Here is a 23,956-nt window from a genome sequence, read left to right as displayed (position 1 = left end):
TTCCCTCCTCCTGATTACAGCTCTTCGTATCCACCTGCATGAATGAGAAGTGCATAGATAAACTTGTCATCTGGCTCCAGGTGCATCAGACATATGTATTCATCTGTGCACCGATCTTCAAGAAGTTGCTTCAGACCAAAGAATGGTGCAGCGCTCCAGTGGGCAGGATCGTAACTCCCTTGCCAGCCTGTAGCATGAAACCATTCGGTACCGGACACTTCCTGCTCCAACAGCGGATGGACAAGAAGCCTGATCTGAGCCAGATTAACGGATACCTGAACGCAAAGCCTGTCCAGCAGCAATTCTGCTGTCTCGGCAATCGAACTCTCGGCATATTGTATTTCCACACCAACAAGGGACGAACCGCCTTCTGCCAACCGATCCAGAACCAGAACAGCTCCCGTGTCGGGTTCTACAACCTCGCCCACTCCTTCCGTCTCGTAGGGAAGAGACGTCTGATCAAGCACAAGCAGCATTCCCCGATCGTAATTGCCGCTGTTCAGATAATGCTGGAGCATATGAAGTGCAGCGAACGGTGCCCCGAAACCCATATCGTTCACGGCAAAACTCAGGAACCGTGCCTGATAACGGTCCATCAGGTAGTTGACAATGGAGATATCTGGACGAATATTGGGAAAATGATAGGCCAGCAGGAGAACATCCACGTCTCCCATGATCTGATCCAGCCCCGACTCTTCGAGCAGTAGTACACTCATATCATGATAGGCATTGTTATAACGACCCTCCAGCAGATGAAACCGGGGTACCACGGGGGACCCCGCCAACAAATCACTGTGAAATCTTAACAACTCCGGATGTTCGAACGGAGGCTGCTTGTCCTTAAACAGCCTGACCTTCATGTCCCGGATGGTAACAGGCGCCGCCATCAGGCAGCAACGAGTTGCTTTTCGATATATACGGCTAGCGAACCCACTGTGTTAAATACATCTGGTTCCAGTTCATCCGGGTCGATCTCCAGCCCCTCAATACGGTCTTCCAACGTCATCAATAGTTCCAGAACAGACGTTGAATCCAGATGAAGTTCATCAAATAAAGATGTATCCCATGTAACAGCGTGGTTCTCTTCCATATTCAGCACTTCGGCAAGGGCACCTTTGATTTCTTCAAGCAATACTGCGGTTGTCATGATCATCATCTCTCCTTATCTGTTGGTTACTGCGGAATGTGAAATAGGGATCAAACGCTGTTTGCCCAGTAGATCTTCGGGAGTATCCCTTTCCCGAATCAGATGGGCTTCTCCACCACTAATCATCACTTCAGCCGGACTTCCATGACTGAGAAAATGGGTCGGTGAAGCAGTAGGGCCGTAGGCACCGGAATGAAATACACCAATTAAATCCCCTTGTTCAACGGGAGGCAGGTTTACTTTTTTGCCAATAACATCATTCGGTGTACACAAAGGGCCGGTAATATTAAACTCTGCAACCGGGGATTCACCGTAACGTGACAAAGATGCAATCGGGAAATTGCGCTTCACATAAGAGCCGATTCCGACCGCTGCCATATGACAATTGGTACCACCATCGGTCACAACAAACATCTCTCCATACGACTCCTTGACATATAAGGCTCGGCTAACCAGCATCCCACTGGTTCCCACCAGATACCTTCCCAGTTCCATGAACAGTCTGATGTCAGGATGTTTTTCCTTGAATTGTTCGAACAAAGGGTTCAATTGTGCAGACAGGGCAGTCACAGACAGCGGCTGTTCTCCCTCGTAATACGGAACTCCGAGACCACCGCCCACATCTACCATCTGCAGCCGAATGCCCAGTTGCTCCTCCAACCGTTCGGCAAGCTCCAGAATGTGGCGTGTGTTCTCCACAATAGGTTCCACGTCAAGCATACGGGTTCCCATGTATACATGCAGACCGATAATATCCACATGTGAGCATCGTTCCAATTGCTGTCGTCCCTGCATCACAGTATCCTCATCCATGCCAAACTGGCGTGGTTTGCCACCCATCGTGAGCCGTGATCCCTTCACGGTAAAAGAAGGATTGATTCTCAGTGCCACGGGGACAATCCGTCCCTCTTCAGCTGCAATGGCTTCAATGCGGTTAAGCTCCTGAAACGATTCACAGACGATTGCGTAGATGCCATGACGAATGCATGCGGTTATCTCCGCGTCGGTCTTGCCTGGTCCGAGGAAGATTATACGCTCCGGATTTGTACCCGCCTGTAGTGCGGTATGTAATTCGGCCATGGAACAGACCTCTGCCTGGGCTCCAAGCCCCTGAAGCAGGTGAACAATTGAAATATTGGGATTAGCCTTTAATGAGTAGAACAATTCCACCTTTGGAGTCAGCAGGCTGCGAAGTTCTTCATATACTCGCTCTAATACCTCAGCGTCATAGACGTATAATGGTGTACCGAATTGTGCAGCGATGGCCGAAATCGCAAGCCCTTGAATCTGATAATCTCCAGACATCTACTTCACCTCGTTTATGAATGATAACTTGGCTTCAACCGCAGCATCGGTCGCCCGTAGCTGCTCAGCCGAATGAGCAATAATGACACCATAGAGACGACCAGAGAACACACGATCTTCACCTTTGAAGGCCGCATTGACCGTTGCAAAATTGTTGATAAGTATCCCCTCGCCCTTCAGCGGATCAAATAACAGAGGACCAAGTGTTGACCTTAACTTTCCATAATCCAGGCGGTGATTCAAACGAAGTGTATATTTTTTGGCCAAAGCTAACATCCCCTCAGGAATCCACTGGTTCTGGATCTCAGTCTGATACGTCGACATGTTAAACCTTGCATTGATCTCCAGATTAGGCCACACACCTCCGTCCTCATCCAGAATGGCATCGATACCGGCTACACCGTAATATCCATCCCGATGGAGCGCAGCCCCAATCTGCAATGCCGCATCCCGAATCACCTCAATCTGCGCAACGCTGAGACGTGGTGGCATGAGATGCCCCTGATGAACACCCTGTTCGACCAATGATTCCTTCACACCAAGAAATTCAACCTCACCACTCCGATGAATTAAAATCTGGTAATTCAGATCACATGTTTTGTTTATCCACTGCTCCAGCACATAATTCACAGCTCTTGTCCCATTCTTGCTTGCCTGTTTCTCCAGTAATTTCATGCATTTGTGGAAACGGGCTTCATCTGCAATAACGGTGATTCCCTTGCCCGAGACGCCCATCGAATCCTTCATGACAATACGCCCGCCCTGTTCCAACACGGATTTCATATCTTCAAATCCGGACGTAAGTTCCTCCAGAGAGTAACACTCACAGCCAGGAATCTGACGGACACCCAGTTCGGCATTAAGCCTTCGGGAGTAGCCCTTATCATTGACTTTGCGGAAAATGTCAGCCGGTGGTACGGCAAGGGGAATACCTGTGCGTTGAGATAGTTCTTCTTCCTGATCCGAGGCTCCGAAGGGAACCAGATAAGCCTGTATATCCTGTCTATCTGCCAGTTCACGCAGCCTGTCCAGCGTACGCTGACAATGCAGGATGTTAGCTGTAATGTTCAATCCTGGTTCATTATATTCAGTAGCAATTAAACGTGATCGACCAAAACCGATGGCCTGTGCATCTCCTATAAATCCGGAATCCGGCAGTTCCTTGAGCAATACGACATCCTGTTCACCTGCCAGGAAAATCCCCAGCTCTTCCATCCGGTTTACAACGTCAGCAGCCGAACCAACACTCAGGGAAGGCAACTTCAGTACCCCCTGCTCATTCCAGTATTCTTCGACTTCAAAATTGTTTATATAAACAAAAACAGCTTCATCATGACCTGTAAGCGCCTGCTTCAGCTTTCTCGAAAATCCGGTCAACAGTGTGGTCAATCTCATCACCTCGTTCTTCTGCGAACTGCATCACCGCCACGCTGAATGTTGCTCCCAGCCCAACCGTGACAAGCAAATAGTAGTCGTCCTTCTGCAAAAGCCCCTGATCTGAAATCTCTTTCAGATTAATATAGGGATCGGAACAGAAGCAGTGCCCGATTTCGCCCACATTGGATGTGTACACCCGCTCCAATGGATAGGACAATTGTGCAGCAACCTTTTTCCATGAAGACAGATTCACATTGTGCGGGACAATATAACGGATATCCTCCAACGTCAGGCCCGATCCATCTATTGCCTCGTGAATGACATCACAGAGCTGGGGTGTATAGATTTCCTGAAATTCCTTGAGCGTCTCGGGATCACCTGTCAGCACGTTGCAGAATTGTCCAAGGGTTACGTTCGTAAGCCCCACCATCCTGCTTCCCGGGCCGGATTTACCAACCAGTATGGCGGCCGCAGCTTCGCCCATAACGGTTGTATTGGGGATGAGCTGTACAATGGGACTGAATGTTTTTTCACCTGTTACGATTAAAATATGATCATCCTCTTCCAAAGAGGGCAGCAATGTTGCAGCAACATCCAGCGCAATCAAACCTGAGGCACAGTTCTGCTGTGTCAGTGAAAATGCAATGGCATGATGCATGCCGTAAGCCTGCTTCAGACCTTGCAATACCTTCATTGGAAAGGGGAAATTTTCCTGAATTGTGTGGCAATAAATGATATACTTGATAGAAGATGGAACAACTGTCGGACTGTTTACCACCTGGGCGAGTACACGTCCTAACAGCTTAGTCAGATCACCGTCTTTGTCTTGCGGAACCTGTTTCAGACCGTGAATTTTCTCCAATACTTTGGTCTGAGCTTGTTTGAGTCCCAGATGTTCGTTCAACTCCCGGACAGGAACGAAGAACTTGGGAATGTATGACCATATTTGCTTGATATGCATCGGTTTAGGACACCTCGTTATACCCATCATACGGAGCACTCTCAATATAGGGAGAGAGCTTCATCCGAAGCTCTCATCTATTGGACTAACCATAATGCCATAGTAGATACAAGGGATTATGCACGAGCCGCTACTGCACGAGCAGATACCGCACGAGCTGCTACTGCGCGAGCCGATACAGCGCGAGCTGCTACTGCACGGGCAGATACTGCACGAGCAGAGACTGCACGAGCAGAGACTGCACGAGCAGAGACTGCACGAGCACTAACTTCACGTGTTTCGCCCAGCACGTTCACTTCCGATTGTACTGCTTCCAACTCTTTGTTCTTCAATTGTTCCAATGTAATGGGAGTCGCTTTAATGATCATTGATTTATTCCTCCTTTCTTCTTGGATACTATCATTCTATAATCTCCCAATTTGGATTTAAACTGTAAAAGGAGGTAAATGGATTTCTCGCACGCCTTACCCCTTGTTAATACCAATTCCAAGCATTCAATATACAACTCACATTTCACAACGTAATCACAAACTAATTCAAGGGACGGTGAATGATCATGATCGGACCCAAAATTCGGGAAATCCGGGAGCAACTTGGACTGTCTCAGAAACAACTGGCAGGTGAGGATATGACACGCTCATACATCAGCCTCATCGAAAAAGGCAGAGCTGTTCCCTCTCAGCGTATGTTGAAAATCATTGCTCGCAGACTCAATACACCAATGGAGTACTTCTTGGGAGGAAGTGCAACAACGGACACCGATATTGGTGAAGCTGTCCTGGACAAAGCCAAAGCCTACTATGCTGAGCAGAATGATCCTGCCTGTATCCGTATGGCTCACAAAGTTCTGACTCTGACGGAAGATACACTGGATCAAACGGAAGCCTATCTGCTCATCATGCGAAGCCACAATAGGCTTGGCGATTACCGCCAGGCTCTGGATGATGGGGAAACTGCCGCTTTTACAGTCACCCGAACAGGTGACCGGGAGCGCATTGTCGACTATTACCTGGAAATGGGAAGAGCTGCATTTCATGCAGAACTGTTTCACGCTGCCCGTAAATACTACGAACAGTCCTATACGTACAGCAGCAAACTCAAACATCTGCAAGATAAACATATCCGTTCGTTAACCTTTCTCGGAACAACCCATTTGCGGCTCGGTAACGTGGATAAGGGGCTGGATTATTATCTCAAAGCCGAAAAAGAAGCCCAAATGAGCGGGCAACCGGAGTTATATGGCGAAATTACGCTGGGTTTGGGCAAGGCCTATTATATGTCCGAACAGGACGGACACTTGCTATTAAGTTATGACTGGACCAAAAAATCGGTAGATTCATATAAACAGGCAAATAGTAAATCCTATGTACTTGCTCTTCACAATCTGGCTGTCATTCAACTTCATATGGGACAAAAAAAAGAAGCCCTTCCCTTGCTGTCAGAATGCGCCGATATCTACGACAAACGCAATCTGCCTCACAAGAAGGCTTCTATATTAGAGGAAATCAGTAAAATCTATCTCGAAGAACGGCAACCTTTACTGGCCGAAGCAGCCATCAAGGAAGCTCTTCAACTGCTGGATCAACGAGATGAAGGCATGCTCCGTGCAAAACTATATCGTCTTCTCGGCATTGTATTTTATGAGAAAGACAACACCAATGAAGGCTATTATTTCCTTCGAATGAGTTATGATCTGCTTAAACGCATCCATGCAGATCGTGAGGCTGATATTAGCCACAAACTTTTAATTCTAAGCGGACAAGAACAGAAAATGAACTATGATGACTATAAATCCTATATCAAATAAATACGGCCCCCATCTTCTCCTAACAACTATTCAGGAACAGGATCATTCAGATCAAGCGGGTGCACCGTTATTTGTTTATCTGACGAATAGCCCAATGATACACGGGACTGAAGAGCTTCCCCTGAATTTTGAAGATGTCCATTGTACAATGAAAACAACATGACAATGGCCATAGACAACCCGCTCGCAACAATCCGAAGCTTGAATCTTTTATTATCCACGTCCATCTCTCCTTGTGCATATGGTTTGGCAGCCGAACATACCGTGTACACTTCAGCGAACCTAAGATGTATTGTACGGATAATTGCAATGACTTTAAATACGTTAATTACCATTTACCTCTACTTGCACATGAAACTCACTGATAAAAGGTCATATGATCTTTGTCTTCGCGATAATAATCCAGCCTTTGCTTCATCGTACCTGTATGCAGTTCAAACAAATGACCATCTGGATCAGTAAAATAAACGGATAATGCATCCCGCGGATCTCTTGGCCTTCCGGGAAGAATGTCAGCCCCCGCTGCTCGCAGCTGCTGCACAGACGCGTCGAACTCCTCTTCTGTAACGGTAAATGCAATATGGGTATAGGTTCGTTCCGTATAGTTGCGAATAACATCCTCCTGATTCAGGGCAATCCACAGACCGGCAAGCTCAAAATACGCCAGTTTGCGTCCTTTCACCTGAATCCGGGCACCGAGAGCCTGCTCATAAAAGGTAATGGCCCGCTCCAGATTGGATACGGAAAAGCACAAATGATTAATTCCTTGAATATTCATGTGGCTCCTGACACCTCCATCGATTTAAGGATCTATCCTTATTATGGTATATTCTGCGCAAAAAACAACCGCTCTACTGCCTCCTCTCGCACCTTCTTCTGGGCGAATGCATAGGTTATCCGTATCAATGAACGTTCGAGGAGGATGTAAAGCGAATGAATCCTGTCTATCCTTTTTATGGTGAGAAAACGGTATGCAAGGAGCAAAAGCTGGCATTTCCACCCCAGCATCAGGACCAGCAACCCGGTCTGGAAACCCTGATGGTGCCTGAACCGATCAGTGAAGATCCTGCCTATATCGGCAGCTGCAAACTCCAAGGTAAAGTTGCCATTATTACGGGTGGTGACAGTGGAATCGGCCGGGCGGCCGCCATCGCTTTTGCCAAGGAAGGTGCCGATATCGTCATTGCTTATCTATATGAACGGACAGATGCCGAAAGGACTCGTGAACGGATCGAAGAACTGGGACAGCGCTGTCTCTTAATCGAGATTGATCTCCGCTTAAAGAAAAACTGTGAAGCCGTCATTCGCACAACCATGGAAACCTACGGGAAGATCGATATTTTAGTCAACAATCATGGCGTACAGTATGTGCAGCCAAGCATCGTTGATATTACAGAAGAACAGCTGTATCACACCTTTCAGACCAATGTGTTCGCCTATTTCTTTCTGATTCAGGCCGCTCTCCCCCATCTGTGCAGAGGTGCCTCCATTATCAATACGGCTTCCATTACAGCATATAAAGGCAACACCCAACTAATCGACTACTCTTCTACCAAAGGAGCCGTCGTATCGCTGACTCGTGTACTCGTCCAATCGCTCGCTGCACAGGGAATCCGTGTGAACTCCGTCGCCCCGGGACCCATCTGGACACCGCTCATCCCTGCCAGTTTCTCGGCTGAGGATGTACAGGTATTTGGAACAGATACGCCCATGGGTCGGGCTGGTCAACCTTACGAACTGGCGGCAGCCTACGTTTATCTCGCTTCCCGCGATTCATCCTACGTCACAGGTGAATGCATTCATGTCAATGGCGGCGATATGGTAACGACATAGGCTGATGTCAGGTTGGATTTGGCAGGTGTGGCAGGATATCGGTTGTCCAGTTGCGAAGAGGGTTAGGAGTATGATCCGGTTATACCGGAACCTGACATCTAGCGACAAGGAGCTGAAAAACCTGATGAACTTCGATCCACTCTACCAACCGTACCCCTCTTACCGCGTGCCTGTGTATGCGAAACAAGGCTTGGTCGCCACGTCACAGCCACTGGCTGCACAAGCCGGTCTGGATGTATTGAAAAAAGGCGGCAATGCCATCGATGCCGCCATTGCAACTGCGGCAGCACTCACGGTGCTGGAGCCAACGTCCAATGGCATTGGCGGCGATGCTTTTGCCCTCGTCTGGACCGAGGGCAAACTGCATGGCCTGAATGCCAGCGGCCCTGCGCCTCAGGGCATATCCATTGAGGCGCTTCAAGCGGCAGGCCATACGGAGATGCCGAAGCTTGGGGTTGTTCCGGTGACGGTGCCTGGCGCACCGGCGGGTTGGGCTGAGCTGAGCCGCCGTTTTGGGCGGCTCACGCTGGCGGAAGCGCTGGAACCGGCCATCCGCTATGCGGAGGAAGGTTATCCGCTTGCGCCTGGGCTGGCCCGCCACTGGGCAAGGGCAGCCGAGATCTATGCACGCCAGGGTGATGCGGAGGCAGGGCGTGCGTGGTTTGAGACATTTGCTCCAGGCGGGCGTGTTCCCGCAGCTGGAGAGATGTGGCGCTCGCCGGATCATGCGGCGACTTTGCGCCAGATTGGCGAGAGCGAAGCGCGAGACTTTTACGAAGGAGAACTGGCAGAGCGCATTCATTCCTTTATGGCAGAGCACGGTGGTTATCTGACTCGCGAAGATCTGAAGGCTTTCCAGCCTGAGTGGGTTGATCCCATCTCCGTCTCCTATCGTGGTTATGATGTATGGGAGATTCCGCCGAATGGACAAGGATTGATTGCTCTCGCGGCGCTTAATCTGTTGAAAGGATATGATTTTGACGAGAAAGAATCCGTTCTGGCGTATCATCAGCAACTTGAAGCCATGAAGCTGGCATTTGCCGATGGGGAGAAATATATTACCGAAGAACGCAAAATGGGCGTGACGGTGGAGGAACTGCTGTCCGAGGCATACGCGGAAGAACGGCGCAAACTCATTGGTGATACCGCACGTACACCTGAGGCAGGCGATCCACGAGCAAGTGGGACAGTCTATCTGGCTACGGCTGATGGTGAAGGCAACATGGTTTCCTTTATCCAGAGTAACTACATGGGCTTCGGGTCTGGATTGGTTGTTCCGGGGACAGGCATTGCTTTGCAGAATCGCGGACACAACTTCTCACTGGACCCGAATCATGCAAATGCCCTGGAGCCGGGCAAACGAACGTATCACACGATCATTCCGGGGTTCCTCACCCGTGGCAGCGAAGCGGTGGGGCCATTCGGTGTCATGGGTGGTTTCATGCAGCCGCAAGGTCATGTGCAGGTGGTCATGAATACGATCGATTATCACCTGAACCCACAGGCCGCCTTGGATTCTCCGCGCTGGCAGTGGACGAAGGGCAAAACAATTCTCGTGGAACCGGGTTTCCCTCAGCACATTGCACAGGCACTCGCCCGCAAAGGACATGATATTCAAGTGGCACTCGATCCATCCCAGTTTGGACGCGGTCAGATCATCTGGCGCAACCCGGACAATGGCGTATTATGCGGGGGTACGGAAACCCGAGCCGACGGCTCGATTGCGGCTTGGTAAAACTCGCGTCATTTTCATAATAGGATGATCACCTTATCATCCGTATAGGGTGCTATTCTATGGCACAAGAGAGATGATTCATGTCATCTCTCTTGTGCCTTTTTTCGACTTATAACATCAGCAAACAACATACTGTAGATATTTATGTACCCTTTTAACCAGAGAAATGTAAAAATAATGTGTAATTCATGAAAAATACTTATTTTTTCGTAAATTTTCACTACATACCATAAATCACAGTGCCTTTCTGACCGATATAGATAAAGGGAAATCCTCACCATACGTGTCATCATGTACACGTCATTCCCTTGAGCTAAGGAACCATGCAAAACAGAAAAATGCGACTACAGAAATGAGGGTACCAACACATGAAAACAAACAAGAACAGACGCGCAGGTCTAGGTCTCACCATAATGATGATCCTGACGGTACTGATCCTGGGGGCATGTTCAGCCAACAATACAACAACGGCAACAGACACAAGAACAAAGGTTGGGATCGTGCTTACGGAAGTGGGTCTGGGTGACCGTTCTTTTAATGATGCTGCTTTTGATGGACTGGTTCAGGCCAGAAATGAGAAAAGCATTGTCTTTGACTATCGTGAACCGGGCGACAATGCCGAAGCTGCATTTGAAGAGTTTGCGGAAGTCAAATTCGATCTAATTATCGGCCTGAGTGATGCTGTCCAAGCGGATATGGAGAAAGTTGCAGCCAAATATCCTGACCAGCAGTTCCTCATGATTGACAGTCAGTCCGAACTGCCTAACATTGCCTCCATTTCATTCCGGGCGGAAGAAGGAAGTTATCTGGCAGGTGTTATTGCCGCTATGGCTTCAACGGAAGATCATGTTGGCTTCCTTGGTGGAATAGAGATACCGGTCCTTCGTAATTTTGAGCAGGGTTTTAAGCAAGGTGTTCTGGCTGTCAAGCCGAATGCAACCGTTGATGTCGTCTACGCAGGGGACTTCGGTAATGCCGATCTGGGTGAACAATTGGCTGCACAGATGATTCAGGAAAAGGGCGCTGACGTGATCTACGTTGCTGCCGGTCTCACAGGCGTAGGCGCACTGACGGAGATTCAGAAATTAGGGAAATACGCCATCGGTGTAGATACCGATCAATTCTTTTTGGCGGAAAAAGCCATTCTTACGTCCATGCTGAAAAATGTGGATGTCTCTATCTACAATGCCGTTAACACGTTTGTTAAAAACAATCATACCTTCCCTCAAAAGGAAATCGTAGAGGGACTGGCGGAGAAAGCCGTGGGTCTGACTGCTCTACATAATATCACGCTCAGTGATGAACAACAGCAAACCTTCGAAGATCTGAAGGCAAAGATCTCTTCCGGTCAAATCAAAATTACGCTTGATCAATAACCCATCGGATACGAGGAGGTACGCACATGAAACTACAGGGAAAACTGATACTTAATGCTCTAATTTCACTACTTCTATGCCTTGTGCTAGTCGCTTATATCATCATGCAATTGCTCAACATGAATGCCAAAAATCAAAATCTGGTACCAGCCATGCTCAAGGTGAGTGAACTGAACGCCAATCAGATTCAGACCCAGCAGGCGCTGGATGTCTACTCGTTCTCCATGACAGCAGGAAACCAGGACGCCGTACTTCGCTTGCTGGATGAAGGTCAAACGATGATTCAGGAACTTACGGACGGCTTGCTCGAAACAGATCAGCAGTTACAACTTATTCAATCCATCGAGACAAAATTACAAGCTCTCAACCAGGGAGCCACCGAAGCAATGAGTGCGATGAACAGTGCGGAAGCGAAACGTTACAGCACTCGGGTTCGGGGCATACAGAATGATATCTATTCGTTAGATGAGATGACTCGGGATCGTTATGATCAATATACTGTTGATTTGGAGCGTGATATCCAGCAAACGTGGCAAGTCGCTCTCGGTGGAGCCATCGTATTGCTCGTCGCCGTGATGCTGTTTAATATGTATACTTCACGCCAAATCGCTCGGCGTATTCGTACGCTCAAAGTCGCGGCAGGACAAATTGCAGACGGTGACCTTACCGGACAATTGCCAGAAGCTCGAGGCAAAGATGAACTCGCTGACCTGAGTCGCTCCTTCGGTATCATGACTCATAATATTCGCGGCATTATTCAATCCATTGGTGCAGCGGGTCACCGTGTCGATCTGATGGCCCAAGACATTGACCGTGGCAATGATACAGCTCAAGCGATTGTGCAGCAAGTATCCCGTACCACGGAGGAACTCTCGATTGGCAGTCAAAAGATTGCCGAGGATCTGAGTGAGACGGTGATGGTTGTGGATAAAATGCAGTCTACCTTCAATAGCAATCTGGAGTCCACTTCCCAATCGGTGATCGATGGTCGTGAAGTATTAACTACCGTTGAGGAAGGTAATAAGGCTGTAGCAGAGCAACTCCGCTTGGCCGAAGTGAATCGTATGGCGATGGCCGAGGTGGAACAAACGGTGCGGGAACTGGAAGAAAGCGCGGAGCGCATCACTACGATGACGGCATATGTATCGGAGATTGCCAAACAAACAACCATGCTCTCGTTAAATGCCTCCATAGAGGCTGCTCGCGCTGGAGAAGCCGGACGTGGCTTCGCTGTTGTTGCGGGCGAGGTGAACAAACTCGCCGAACAATCTGCGCAATCGGTCAAACATATCTATGCGGCTGTGGGCGAGATCACAACCTCCATGGACAAGGTGAAGAACTCTGTAGCACAGAGCATGCAATTATTCGGCGAACAGGAACAAGCCACTGGACAGACTCGCGAATCTTTCTCTGCTATTCGTGAAAGTGTGGAGCGCATTAGTACGGGCATCCATCAGCTTGCTGAGGACATGCAACACTCCAATGAACTTAGTACACAGGTGCAACAGGCCATTGAAAATATCAGTGCCATCACCGAGCAGTCGGCTGCCAGCAGTGAAGAGATCACCGCCTCCACGTCGGAACAACAACGTTCCTTCGCTGATGCAAGTATCAAGGTGAAGTCATTGCGTGATATTAGTGCAGAGATGCATCAGGAATTGCTGCGATTCCGGCTGTAAGCAGGGTGCCGGGAGAATTCGGACCGGGCGTAGTTCGGATGTCGTTTAGTTACAGGCTAGATGCAGGTTAGATACAGATTATAGGCAAGTTATGGGCAGGTTATGGGCGAGCCAGGATCAGGTACCGTGAACATACAAACTAACAAATAAAGGGGAGCCTCCGTCATGAACCATGACAGGGTTCCCCTTTTCAGTAACTAATCGTTGTCGTTTCATCTAAAAAATTAATTCGTTTCAAAGATATGAAAGTATTAATTGAACTAAACATTTACACGAAACGGAGAGGACAGAAAGAACCTGAAGAAGCGGAGCTAAAAGTTGTCTGAAAGAAGCTGCATCGGGAGCATATGCTTCGCCTAAGAGCTTTTTGAAAGAAAGCCGCCTCGGAAGCATACGCTTCGCCTAAAAGCTTTTTGAAAGAAAGCTGCTTCGGAAGCATACGCTATCCCGGATTTCCTAATTTATAAAAAAACTGGGGATAACAGCGATCGGAAGGTTGTTCTGTCACCGGAGTGTCCAGTGTAAATATTCTTTAGTTCAACTTATATAGATAACAAGGCAGCAGCGTTTCATATCCAAACGTTTAACGAACTGAGCAAACCTTATTGGACCATTAATTGCATATTATAAAATCTAACGAATCTCAGGCACTCTATTCTCTAATTTAGTCCGGTTTTTCAGGTGTTTTATCCGAAATACACAGAAATAACGTGGATGAGGTTCGTTAGCTTTTGCTCCTCGATGTAAACCGTGGTATAAGGTGTATCAGGTTCGTTAGGGCACTGGGCACTGGGCACTGGGCACTGGGCACTGGGTAGTGAGCATTGAGTACTGGCAATGGACAATGGGCATCGGGCATTGAGCAATGGACAACGTGCACTCATCTACTTTTGATGCGCTGGTGCGCTGGTTCGTTGGATCACATGCAGTTTGAAAATGAATCGGCATAGGCAGTAACCCAAAACCGTGAGCTTATCCCACACCTGTCCCAACCTCACAGTGCGTCGATGATGTCTCCGGCCAGCAGGGACGATGGGCACTTGCAGCTTGAAAACGAATCGGCATAGGCAGCAACCCGAAACCGCGAGCTTGTCCCACACCTGTCCCATCCTCACAGTGCATCGATGATGTCTCCGCCAGCAGGGACGATGGGTCACTTGCAGTTTAGAAATGATTAGTCATAGACAGTAACCCAAAACCATGAGCTAGTCCCACACCTGCCCTATCCTCACAGTGCGTCGATGATGTCTCCGGCCAGTAGGGACGACGGGTCACCGCGCAGCAGTGCTGCGCGTTCGGCGGCCTGTCCGTGGAGATATACGCCGAACGCGGCGGCTTGCTCCACGCTGAGCCCTTGGGCAAGCAGACCGGCGATGATGCCGGTCAATACGTCTCCGGCACCGCCAGTCGCCATGCCGGCGTGCCCGGTGGTGTTGATGTACGCCTCGCCGGTTGGCGTTGCGATGACCGTTCGTGCTCCCTTGAGCACAAGGGTCACGCCCTGCTCGCGGGCGTATTTTGCAGCGTGTCCAATGCGGTCACGCTGCACCTCTTGGGTCGACATGCCCAGCAGTCGACCCATCTCGCCAGGGTGCGGCGTCAGGATTGTCGCCGCACTTCGCTGGCCCCAGTCGCGAGGCCCATGTGGGCCAGCGTCTGCCAGCATGTTGAGGGCGTCCGCGTCGATGACGAGCGGGCGATCCGTATGTTGCCACAGACGGCGCAGCCAGTCTGTGTCGCCCTTGAAGCGGCCGAGGCCGGGGCCGGTCGCGAGCACGTCGCGGCTCTCCGCGAGACGCAGCACGGCGTCGACGGAAGCCGCGTTCCATTCGCCGCTGTCGCCATCGGAGGCGGCAGCGAGCATGAGCTCGGGCACGGTGCCGATGACATGCGGCAGCAGTGCCGCGGGCAGCGCCCATGTAGCGAGCCCGCAGCCTGCGCGCAGCGCGGCCTTGGCCGAGAGCAGGCCAGCGCCGCTCATCGGCAGACTTCCTGCGGCCAACAGTACGTGGCCGTAGGTGCCCTTGTGGCCGTCCGGTGCCCGGAGACGGCCTGTGTCCACGCGCAGCGCATCGCGCAGCACCTCGTCCGTCAGCAGACGGACCGAGGGGCCATGCTCTGGCGCAAGCCGCGCGGGAATGCCGATGGCGCGCACCACAATGCGCCCCGCGGCAGAAGCGCCCGGGTACTGCACCAGCCCGCGCTTAAGCAGCGCGAGACATACGGTCACCCGGGCTTGAATGCAGGGCTCGTACACCTCTCCGGTGTCGGCGTCCAGCCCGCTTGGCACATCGGCGGACACGACCGGCTTGCCGCTGTCGTTCGCCGCCTCAATCAGCGCCGCGTAAGCTCCCCGCGGCGCCCCCCGTGACCCGGTGCCCAGCAGCGCATCCACGATGCCTGTGCACCGGCTGAAGTCCACAGCTTCGCGCCCGTGGACAAGAGCAGGGATGCCAAGCTTCGCGACGGCATCCCGTTGCACTGCGGCTTCGCCCCGCAGTGCATCAGGGGCATCGGCGTAGACCAGTGTCACGCCAAGCCCCGCTTCAACCAAATGGCGCGCGGCCACCAGCCCATCGCCGCCATTATTACCCTTGCCGATCAGCATGTACCACTGCTGATCTCCCGGGCGCTCCATCACCAGCGCCGGATCGGCGATGATGTCGCCACCATAACCTTGCCGATCGCCGGGCCCGGTGTGTGCCCGCCTCGCATCTGTCTTGCTGCTATAGCCAAGCTGCCCTGAATCCGCAAGCCAACCTTCTGCCTGCCCTTCTCGGCACAGCTTGATCACTTCCTCGGCTATGGCGCGGCCTGCATTCTCCATTAGACTTGCTGCCGGAATACCGAGCTGATGAATGGTATGCTCGTCCACAGCTCTCATCTGTTCAGCGGTTACGATAAACAACGTTCATCCCTCCCCGTGACAAGCTCATCTCATACCTAAAAGCAGCAACTTCGCACCTAAACGCTGTATCCTATATGTGTATCGCTACCTTGACCTTTACCTCATCCAGTTACCACGATCCACTCGATACATCATCAAAAAATCTATCGCTCCCGTGTACGAGACCTTCAGATTAAATCATCCATTCCAAAGCCTGTCTACGCTTAATAACCTACCGTAAACCGCGCTTGGATAAATTGCGGATCGTCCAGTTCATCCACCAAAGCCGCTGCAAAATCGCCAACCGAAATCGAGCTTTCCCCGATATCATCCGTAATCACACGGTTCATCCCCACTCGGAACTGGCCTGTCCGACGTCCTGTTGTGATTGTTGCAGCAGGGCTCATGTAGGTCCAGTGAATACCCGATGCTTCAATCAGTTCATATGCATCTGCATGTGCTTTCGCCAGCGGTTTGACTTCTTCCGGGAATCCCGGCGTATCCATCAGCATATCACCGGAATCGGTTAGCAAACTTCCCGCTCCACCAACTACAACCAGACGTCCTGCTTTTGCCCGGCGCACACCCTCGATTAACGAACGTGTCACTTCCAGCATCTCTTCTTCTCCACCGAACTTCGGTCCATATGCACTCACAACCACTTCTTGACCCGCTGCAAAATCAGCCACCTGATCCGGGTTAAGCAGATCTCCCTGTTCTACACGCAAACGCTCATGAATCATCTCAACCTTCGAAGGGTCACGCACCACCGCTGTCACTTCATGCCCACGATCCATCAGCTCCCACAGTATCATCTTGCCAATCGCTCCGGTTGCTCCAAAAATGGCTACTTTCATATGAATTCCCTCTTTTCTGTAGATATCATCTTGTCAACTTACCGTTATTTTAATACTTAATCCTATTGTTATATACCTTAAACGGCTCACGCCATCTTAAACCGGATGTGACATCTTGTAAACGTTAATGTTCATTCGCTTAACCTCTCAAGCTACGCACCAGACCACGATCAACACTTCCCCTACCGCTTTTCCTTTCCATATCATTACCTTAAATATCGCCAAAAAAGCCGCATTTGCGGCTTCAACATCACGTATTTATCTTACGTGGATACTCTACTGCAGGTTAGAAAATCAACAGCCTTCTGCGCCCAGATTCGCTCCGAATAAACCTCATGCGCCATATCCTGTACAATATGAAGCTCAATCCTGCCTACAGCTCCAGACATTTGCTTGTTTTCCATGATGTCCAGATATAACCTCTCCGTCTGTTCTACGGGACATAGTTGATCAGCCTGACCATGAATGAGTTGAATATCCACCTCACTGAGTCCGGATACATAAGCTATTGGGCTTCTATCCCGCAGGGCAGATGGATCATGCAAAAGCTCACCGATTTCAGTTTCCAAGAATGATCTCAGCTTCGCTCCTCCGCCTGCGTACAGTCCTTCCAGATCCGTAAACGGTGCACAGGCAACCACAGTACTCCATAGCGCCGGACTTTTACCTGCTACCAGCAATGCCAGATAAGCCCCATAGCTCACCCCATAGAGAGATACTTTTGAATAGGAAGTTAACATCTGCTCCCGCATGAATTGGATGACATCTGCATCCACGCCGCCCCAATCATTCTGAATGCGCATCCTGTAATCCATGCCGAATCCTGAACTGCCGGGATAGTTTAGCCCGATGACCCGCACTCCTGCCTGATATAATCCGCTGATGACCGGACTAAAGCTGTCAAACAGGCAATTATGAGGCCCGCCATGAAGATAGATGACCACCTGTTCTGCGCCCTCCGGGTGTATGTCCATGTACGGAATCTTGTCATGTCCATAACGAACCCATCCATAGATTACATCAGGTCCCTTGTCAGGATGGTTGCCAATCCTCTCATCTCGCTCAACCGGGAAATGGGTAATCGTACGCGTTTGTTCCGAAAACATGTATATCCCCGGCACCGGAGGACGTATGATAGATTCATATTTTCCGATCAATCCCTGCCTGTCCCTGCTGAGCACAGCCTGTGTCAAGATTCCTGGATAATCATACAGCTCATACCTCTTCTCTCTGTCCAATGTATATAGAACATATTGCCACCTGCCGCAGGTTATCCCTTCGCAGAGAACTAGCTGTTGATGTGGATCGAGCTGCATTCTAATCAGTTCAGAGAAGGGTTGGCTATCCCTGGAACATTCATGCACCCGATCCTCTCCCTGCCTGATCCATCCGGGCTGGAAGCCACCTTCCACAGGAATAGAAACGGCTATCAGATCCCCCTGCTTATCCATCACAGGGTAGGCATACTCCGTATAGGGTATTTCGGATGATGAAAGGATATCTTCGGAATATGAGTACACTCTTCCGAATCCACCAACGTTTACACCAACCTCTCGTGTTGATGCAGACCAGAATACAAATTGCGGGTTGTCCAGATCAGGAGTAACCCATCGCGCCTCATCCTTCTCGGGATCGTAGAGACCTATACGGACAGCTCCTGAACGATGTCTAATGGAAAATAGCAGAATTAATTGCTCCTCTTGCCAAGCAGCCTGCATCACAGGAAATGGAAACTTCACAAATAGACTCTGAACCAGAATTGCTTGCTTCTCATTCTCGTATATATGAAGCCATTTCCCCGACTTGTCCTGTGTAATCACCAGAACACGGTTCCTGCCCATAAACTGAATATGCTGCGTGTGCTGATCTGACCCTGTCTCATGTTCAGAAAGGCTCTGCCGGCTATTCATGCGGCCTGTATCATCAAGACTGCACCATTCGCATGTATTGTCATCATAGCCCAAGAGCATACTCGTTCGTTCCTTATTCACACTCATTCGTGTCAGGAATGGATAGCCCAACCGGATTTCCTCCTCTCATTCCAGCTCTTTAACTGCTCCCATCCCTCCAATTGCGATTCCAGTTTATCAATATACTGGTCCTGCGTATATGCATCTAGGGGCGTAAGGGTCCCCAGTCTGCCTAATGTTTCCCGAATCAATCTGATCTGTGGCAGACTGGCAACCGGCAACCCCATCATCAATAGACGGTACACCCGGGATGCCCGTTCCTCTAATCCTTGAGTAATCAGCGCGCCAGCGATTTCCACGGCACGACCAAGCAGTTTCGAATGGATAGTGTTTGTCTTCATGCGTAACAATTGAATCAATAGTTCGTATTCCTGCTCCTGCTCACCAAGCTGTTGATGCAGTACCATTTTTAATTGCAGTACATGCCCCAGCCAATCTACATACGCATCAACACATAACTTCTCCGCAGCCAGCAACGTCTTACCTGCCTCTGCATAGTGACCCGCTCGGAGCTGCAAGCCCGCAATGTTTAGTAGTGTCTGAATCTGAAAAACTTGTTTATCGGGTCCATCAGGAAGCTGGCGTATACGCTGGCCCGCCTGTTGCTCCAACGTAATTGCGCGTTCTACATTGCCCTCCTGCATCTCAATTAATGCTTCACCATTATCAAGTGCAGCCCATTTCCCAGTACGATACGTTTCAGTTAGTTCATCATGGGCAATGATTTCACGAGCTTTCGAATAACAGTGTCGTGCTTCGGTATAATGCTTCCCGTTTTTGGTCAACAGCTGACCCAACTCAAACCAGAGTACTGCCTGCTGTGTTGCCGACAACCGTTGAAATAACGAATTATGGTCGAAAAAATGAAAACAGGACCTGTAGCGGGCCGGATCAGCCGATTTGGATAACAAAACCCAGGCCAGCCTATTGTAGAGCGCCAATGCTGCCTCTTTTTCCTTCCCTTTATCCTTGTTTACCATTTGTAGATGTTCTTCCAACAAACGTCGGGTCTGATCAGGCGTATCCCTGACAATAGATACCGGAAGTTTGGGGATGTCCTCAGGATGACTCGCCATGGTTGGATATCGATGAAAAAAAAGCACTACACTTACTCCCCTTAATTTCTGTCGATACAGGATATAGTGGATGGCTCCCAGATCCGCAGGGTGAAGGTAGGAAGATACTTCAACCAGAACCCATTTCCGATTACCAGGCGTCCACCCTGATCTTTGGAATCTCAATAACGCATTTTTACATGCCACAAGATCATCTATTGGCTGAAATGGATTTAGTTGATAGATCAGCGGAAGAGTAGCATACGAATCACCAACCGCAATTTGTATAGCCTTATCCTGCCAATGCGTTCTCAGTTTGTGAATTTCATGCTTCACCGCATCTGATGTCCCTTCAACGACAAACAATCCAGGTTCATGACTCACACGAAACCATTTACTTCTCAGATCATGATAATCCGTACTTTCCAGTGAGACAGGCATCATGAAAGTTCACTCTCTTTCGTGATTCGGCATACGTGTATAAGTTCAGGCACCTGTTGTAAATTCAGTGCCGTCATCAATTGATAACTACCCCGGTTGTTTGCATCAAGTGATGCTTTAATCCACTGATTCGGATCTGAACTGCATCGATGGAGGCCATATGCAGCAAGCCATCGGGCCCATCCTTGACGTTTCGCTTCTGGTATTGTGAATATATGAGCAAGGAGTACACTCCCAAACTCATCGCTTAACAGGCAGCCCCCGATCTTACTTCCCTCCAGTTCAACAAGCCCGGAACCTTTCAGCAGCTTGCCATATACACCCTGATAAATATCCCCGATAGCTTGACGAGCAGCTTCCCAACCTGGACAGGTAGGATCACTGGCCTGGAGCAAGTGTGCAAGGGAATCCACCTGCCCCTCCGCAGACATCCAAACCGCGTCTTCATTAGGCATAGCCGGCACGGGAATGTCCTTCAACTTGCCGAAAAATCGATACCGATGTGCAAGAACGTCCGCCCGGTATCCAAGCTTCTCCCACGGAAATGAGGCAGGAGCAGTTGCATATAGAGAGGACCATGTGATTTTATCCAAAACGGATGACATCCGATCTTCCCAATAAAGATTGGAATGTGCTTCACTCCATAAATCCAATGTATACTGCCCTTCACCCTGATCAATTACCATGAACGAAGACAGGGTTTCGTCGTTTCCAGGTTCAACTGCATAATAGCGATCACCCGTCTTCCCCGATTCTTGCTGGCATTGCGGCAGGATATCAGATATGGATGTTAGCATCATACGCTTTCCCCTCCCTGTTATAATCGAAACCTGAATAAACCAGTGGTTCGGATGCAACAGACGGATAAAAACGGCGTAGCAGGAATGTATAGATCCCCATATAACCGGTCATATAATCCGGGGAGAAAGACTCCATGTCCTCCAGAGGCCACATCCATATGTCTTCCTGTGGATCACTTCGCAATACATACAAGCTCTGTGTATACTCCACCAGTTTGGTTTCATATCTGCCTGGGAACTTGCGGTTAGCCAAGAGCAGAAAATCTCCATTACCTGCAATTCCGTGACACTGCCCAAAAGAAGCAAATACCGTTGCCTGTGCCACTGCATCCGCTGCTTGAAGTCCAAGTCTGGTACAGAGGGGATCTTGTAAAATATCAGCCGCTGCCATTAGAAATCGACCAATACCCGCCGATCCATTACACCAGTGTACCCAGAGTGTATCCGGTTTTTCCGGCGATGCAGGCCACAGGCTCACGCCATTCTGTCCTCCATGACTCGTACGATCGAGTGTATCTACAATTCGCTTCACAGCAGAATAGTACGCTTCCTTACCTGTACGCTCCGCCAAGGCAAGCAAATAATATCCGATGCCTGCGATGCCATGAGAGAATCCAAGGGAATGATGGCCTTTTTTGTCCGATTTATCTTTCACTTTCCACAAACTCAATGATTCATCTGTCTGCTCTTCCTGTTCCAAAATATAAACACCCAGTTCCTCTGCTCTTGCCAGAAGTTCAGGGCGGCCGCCAATACGGTATATTTCAAGCAGCATCAATCCCAACCCCGCCGCTCCATGACTAATATTGGTCTGTACTGGCTCATGCCGGGTGATTTCCAATGCCAGATCCTCTGCACGTCGAAGCAACGATGGATCATTTATTCGTTCAGCCGTCTCTGCCATTGCCCAGGGAACAGCGCCATATCCAAAGTATAATGCTACAGGTGTCTCATCTGGAACATAAGGGTGATTCGTCAAAATCCATTCCAACACTTCACGTGCATATTGATGGTATTGTCTGTTTTGTGTAATCTGACCAAGCTGATTAAAACCAAAGATCATCCCTGTCCAGCCAAAGTTGAAATTCGCCGGATGAAACATCTTGCTCATGCTGTTTTCCGGGAACAGTTGCAAGGGGCTATTAAAATCAAGAGAAGTATACAGTGTGTTTACCATACGCTCGGCCTGACGGAGTACTTCTTCTGGCTCCATATTGCATTCATCCTTCTCTATTACATCCCTGCTTCCTCCTGAATTGACCTCTTGTTGTTCCAGCAATAAAACCAGTGTTTCACGAATTTCTGATAACTCCACATGTCCGCCAGACATGATCTCGATGCCCAGACTCCCCAAGCCACGAAGCTGTGTATTACTCTGATGATTCAGATAAGCCTGTGCAGCTTCCAGATGGGATTGCTGGTATTTCAGATAGGGGTCGATGGATGAAGCCATGTAATAGAAGACACCTCCCAGTGCATACAGATCATCCGCATAACTGGAGCGCCTGCTGTGCTCACGTCCCCGTGGCACATAGCCCGGAGTATGACCGGTCAATGGATCGGCCTGACCCTCATCACTTCTGACATAAGCCAGTTCAAGATCAATCAGGCGTACACTTCCGTCCGTCAGCACAACAATATTGTTGGGCGTCAGATCATTGATCACAATTCCTTTATCGTGACATTGCTGCACCATATTGAGAATATGTATACCCATCCGATGCATATCCGCCCGGTTGTAATCTGCGGCTACATGTCTGCGATGGATATATTCACGCAAGCTGATGCTTTCAAAATACTCCAGGATCAGATAGCGGTTATTTTCAGTACTAAACAGATCAAGCGGCCTTGGGGTAACTCCCGTATCCTTCATCAGATCAAGCACGCGATATTCATTGTCCAAATAGTTATGAGCAGAGCGCCCACCACCGTCTACACGCATGCGGTAGACCGCTTCTTTCATGACAGCCTGTTCATAGGATGTGCCAGAGATGAGAAATACTCCTCCCTTACCGGACTTCTTAAGTACACGTCTCACACGAATATTTCGTATACCAAACTCATTGTTATTGGAATCGGAATAACGAGAATCAGCCCGATTCTTCTCCATCACCTGAATCCGCATTAATTCCTCAGGTTCACTCACCCACTCCGGTTTATACCTGCCAGGTGTTCTTCGATCCTCCTCCAGCTTACCTTCTGGATTCTGGATGGCATACACTTTTGCACCCGAATAACGGTCGTAATAGAAACGATCAGTGAATGCACCATATCGATAAAATACACACTGGCTATCGAGGTATGCCCGATCTGTCGGAATAGCGGGTCCTTTCAGATCACTAGTACATGAATGCATTAGCTCAAGTAACTTCAAGAATCGCTCTTCGTCTTGTGCATAGATGGTGACACACTTCCCCGTCTGAGGGAGAGGTATAGAACCGTTAGATGTTTCAATCAGTTTCAGCCCGCTGCTTACTACTTTCCATTGCACATCATTTTCTGTGAGAACAGGTGCAATGCGTCGCAGCAATTCAGCTCCTTCCACAGGGATAACAGACAGATGAATTTTCCAGCCCTGTGCGGGAAGCCTTAATTCTTCCGGTCTAAAACAAATCCAATGGCCGTCATTCGACCATTGGATGGATTGGGGAAGTTCCCGGATTATATGTTCCAAAGCGTTCTCAAAGGCGTCCTTCTTGGGGGTTACGCTTGCGAATTTCAATGAG

The 23,956-nt window shown here is 49.5% G+C and carries 20 protein-coding genes; 5 read left to right on the top strand and 15 right to left on the bottom strand.

The features are described from left to right. Positions 1–14 precede the first annotated feature (14 nt). The 6 genes from MHI12_RS02785 to MHI12_RS02760 all read right to left on the bottom strand — a co-directional run bounded on the left by MHI12_RS02785 (position 15) and on the right by MHI12_RS02760 (position 5,158). Positions 15–770 (bottom strand): hypothetical protein, encoded by a 756-nt coding sequence (locus MHI12_RS02785; RefSeq protein WP_341005960.1) that lies wholly within the window; start codon positions 768–770, stop codon positions 15–17. Between the two features lie 116 nt (positions 771–886). Next, the gene (locus MHI12_RS02780; RefSeq protein WP_253505386.1) at positions 887–1,147 is read right to left on the bottom strand and encodes an acyl carrier protein; all 261 of its coding nucleotides are present in this window, start codon (positions 1,145–1,147) and stop codon (positions 887–889) included. A gap of 15 nt (positions 1,148–1,162) precedes the next feature. Continuing rightward, positions 1,163–2,452 carry a diaminopimelate decarboxylase gene (lysA, locus tag MHI12_RS02775; protein ID WP_405171457.1) on the bottom strand — a complete coding sequence of 430 codons (1,290 nt, stop codon included), beginning with the start codon at positions 2,450–2,452 and terminating at the stop codon, positions 1,163–1,165. Continuing rightward, positions 2,453–3,847 (bottom strand): ATP-grasp domain-containing protein, encoded by a 1,395-nt coding sequence (locus tag MHI12_RS02770; RefSeq protein WP_405171456.1) that lies wholly within the window; start codon positions 3,845–3,847, stop codon positions 2,453–2,455. It abuts the gene before it with no gap. After that, a complete protein-coding gene (locus MHI12_RS02765) occupies positions 3,783–4,790 on the bottom strand; it encodes a 3-oxoacyl-[acyl-carrier-protein] synthase III C-terminal domain-containing protein (RefSeq protein WP_341005957.1) in 1,008 nt (335 codons plus the stop codon). Before MHI12_RS02765 ends, MHI12_RS02770 begins: the two co-directional genes overlap by 65 nt. Before the next feature lie 116 nt (positions 4,791–4,906). Next, positions 4,907–5,158, bottom strand: coding sequence for a hypothetical protein (locus MHI12_RS02760; protein WP_405171455.1), 252 nt, complete (start codon positions 5,156–5,158; stop codon positions 4,907–4,909). A gap of 188 nt (positions 5,159–5,346) precedes the next feature. Here MHI12_RS02760 and MHI12_RS02755 point away from each other — a divergent pair, with 188 nt between their 5' ends. Next, a complete protein-coding gene (locus MHI12_RS02755) occupies positions 5,347–6,597 on the top strand; it encodes a helix-turn-helix domain-containing protein (RefSeq protein ID WP_405171454.1) in 1,251 nt (416 codons plus the stop codon). Between the two features lie 26 nt (positions 6,598–6,623). Here the strand turns inward: MHI12_RS02755 and MHI12_RS02750 are convergent, their stop codons facing one another. Together MHI12_RS02750 and fosB are read right to left on the bottom strand one after the other, a co-directional pair. Then, positions 6,624–6,818 (bottom strand): hypothetical protein, encoded by a 195-nt coding sequence (locus MHI12_RS02750; protein ID WP_143760385.1) that lies wholly within the window; start codon positions 6,816–6,818, stop codon positions 6,624–6,626. Positions 6,819–6,955: 137 nt separating this feature from the next. Further along, entirely contained in the window at positions 6,956–7,375 is a 420-nt protein-coding gene (gene fosB / locus MHI12_RS02745) for a metallothiol transferase FosB (RefSeq protein ID WP_405171453.1), read from the bottom strand. Between the two features lie 155 nt (positions 7,376–7,530). Here fosB and MHI12_RS02740 point away from each other — a divergent pair, with 155 nt between their 5' ends. The 4 genes from MHI12_RS02740 (at position 7,531) to MHI12_RS02725 (ending at position 13,220) form a co-directional block, all read left to right on the top strand. Further along, positions 7,531–8,430 carry an SDR family oxidoreductase gene (locus tag MHI12_RS02740; RefSeq protein ID WP_405171452.1) on the top strand — a complete coding sequence of 300 codons (900 nt, stop codon included), beginning with the start codon at positions 7,531–7,533 and terminating at the stop codon, positions 8,428–8,430. A 124-nt stretch (positions 8,431–8,554) separates the two neighbouring features. Next, on the top strand, positions 8,555–10,165 hold the full coding sequence (locus tag MHI12_RS02735; protein WP_405172922.1) for a gamma-glutamyltransferase family protein: 1,611 nt from the start codon (positions 8,555–8,557) through the stop codon (positions 10,163–10,165). Between the two features lie 368 nt (positions 10,166–10,533). Beyond that, complete coding sequence (locus tag MHI12_RS02730) at positions 10,534–11,541, top strand: BMP family protein (protein WP_405171451.1); 1,008 nt, start codon at positions 10,534–10,536, stop codon at positions 11,539–11,541. 26 nt (positions 11,542–11,567) lie between these two features. After that, complete coding sequence (locus tag MHI12_RS02725; protein ID WP_405171450.1) at positions 11,568–13,220, top strand: methyl-accepting chemotaxis protein; 1,653 nt, start codon at positions 11,568–11,570, stop codon at positions 13,218–13,220. A 972-nt stretch (positions 13,221–14,192) separates the two neighbouring features. On the opposite strand, the gene MHI12_RS02720 is transcribed toward MHI12_RS02725, so the two are convergent. From MHI12_RS02720 to MHI12_RS02690, 7 genes are all read right to left on the bottom strand, one after another. Beyond that, positions 14,193–14,342, bottom strand: a complete 150-nt coding sequence (locus tag MHI12_RS02720) for a hypothetical protein (protein WP_405171449.1) — start codon at positions 14,340–14,342, stop codon at positions 14,193–14,195. A gap of 106 nt (positions 14,343–14,448) precedes the next feature. After that, positions 14,449–16,128 (bottom strand): NAD(P)H-hydrate dehydratase, encoded by a 1,680-nt coding sequence (locus tag MHI12_RS02715; protein WP_405171448.1) that lies wholly within the window; start codon positions 16,126–16,128, stop codon positions 14,449–14,451. A 203-nt stretch (positions 16,129–16,331) separates the two neighbouring features. Then, positions 16,332–16,964, bottom strand: coding sequence for an NAD(P)-dependent oxidoreductase (locus MHI12_RS02710; protein WP_405171447.1), 633 nt, complete (start codon positions 16,962–16,964; stop codon positions 16,332–16,334). Between the two features lie 263 nt (positions 16,965–17,227). Continuing rightward, positions 17,228–18,985, bottom strand: coding sequence for an alpha/beta hydrolase family protein (locus tag MHI12_RS02705; protein WP_405171446.1), 1,758 nt, complete (start codon positions 18,983–18,985; stop codon positions 17,228–17,230). Then, positions 18,967–20,433 (bottom strand): tetratricopeptide repeat protein, encoded by a 1,467-nt coding sequence (locus MHI12_RS02700; RefSeq protein ID WP_405171445.1) that lies wholly within the window; start codon positions 20,431–20,433, stop codon positions 18,967–18,969. The genes MHI12_RS02705 and MHI12_RS02700 overlap by 19 nt, the downstream gene beginning before the upstream one ends. After that, positions 20,430–21,230, bottom strand: a complete 801-nt coding sequence (locus tag MHI12_RS02695) for a hypothetical protein (protein ID WP_405171444.1) — start codon at positions 21,228–21,230, stop codon at positions 20,430–20,432. The genes MHI12_RS02700 and MHI12_RS02695 overlap by 4 nt, the downstream gene beginning before the upstream one ends. Further along, positions 21,208–23,952, bottom strand: a complete 2,745-nt coding sequence (locus tag MHI12_RS02690; RefSeq protein WP_405171443.1) for a lanthionine synthetase LanC family protein — start codon at positions 23,950–23,952, stop codon at positions 21,208–21,210. The genes MHI12_RS02695 and MHI12_RS02690 overlap by 23 nt, the downstream gene beginning before the upstream one ends. Positions 23,953–23,956: the final 4 nt, after the last annotated feature.

The sequence above is a fragment of the Paenibacillus sp. FSL H8-0280 genome, assembly GCF_045040665.1.
GTDB lineage: Bacteria > Bacillota > Bacilli > Paenibacillales > Paenibacillaceae > Paenibacillus > Paenibacillus xylanexedens_A.
Note: the sequence above shows the minus strand (reverse complement) of the source record. Positions and strands in the feature narration are given on the sequence as shown.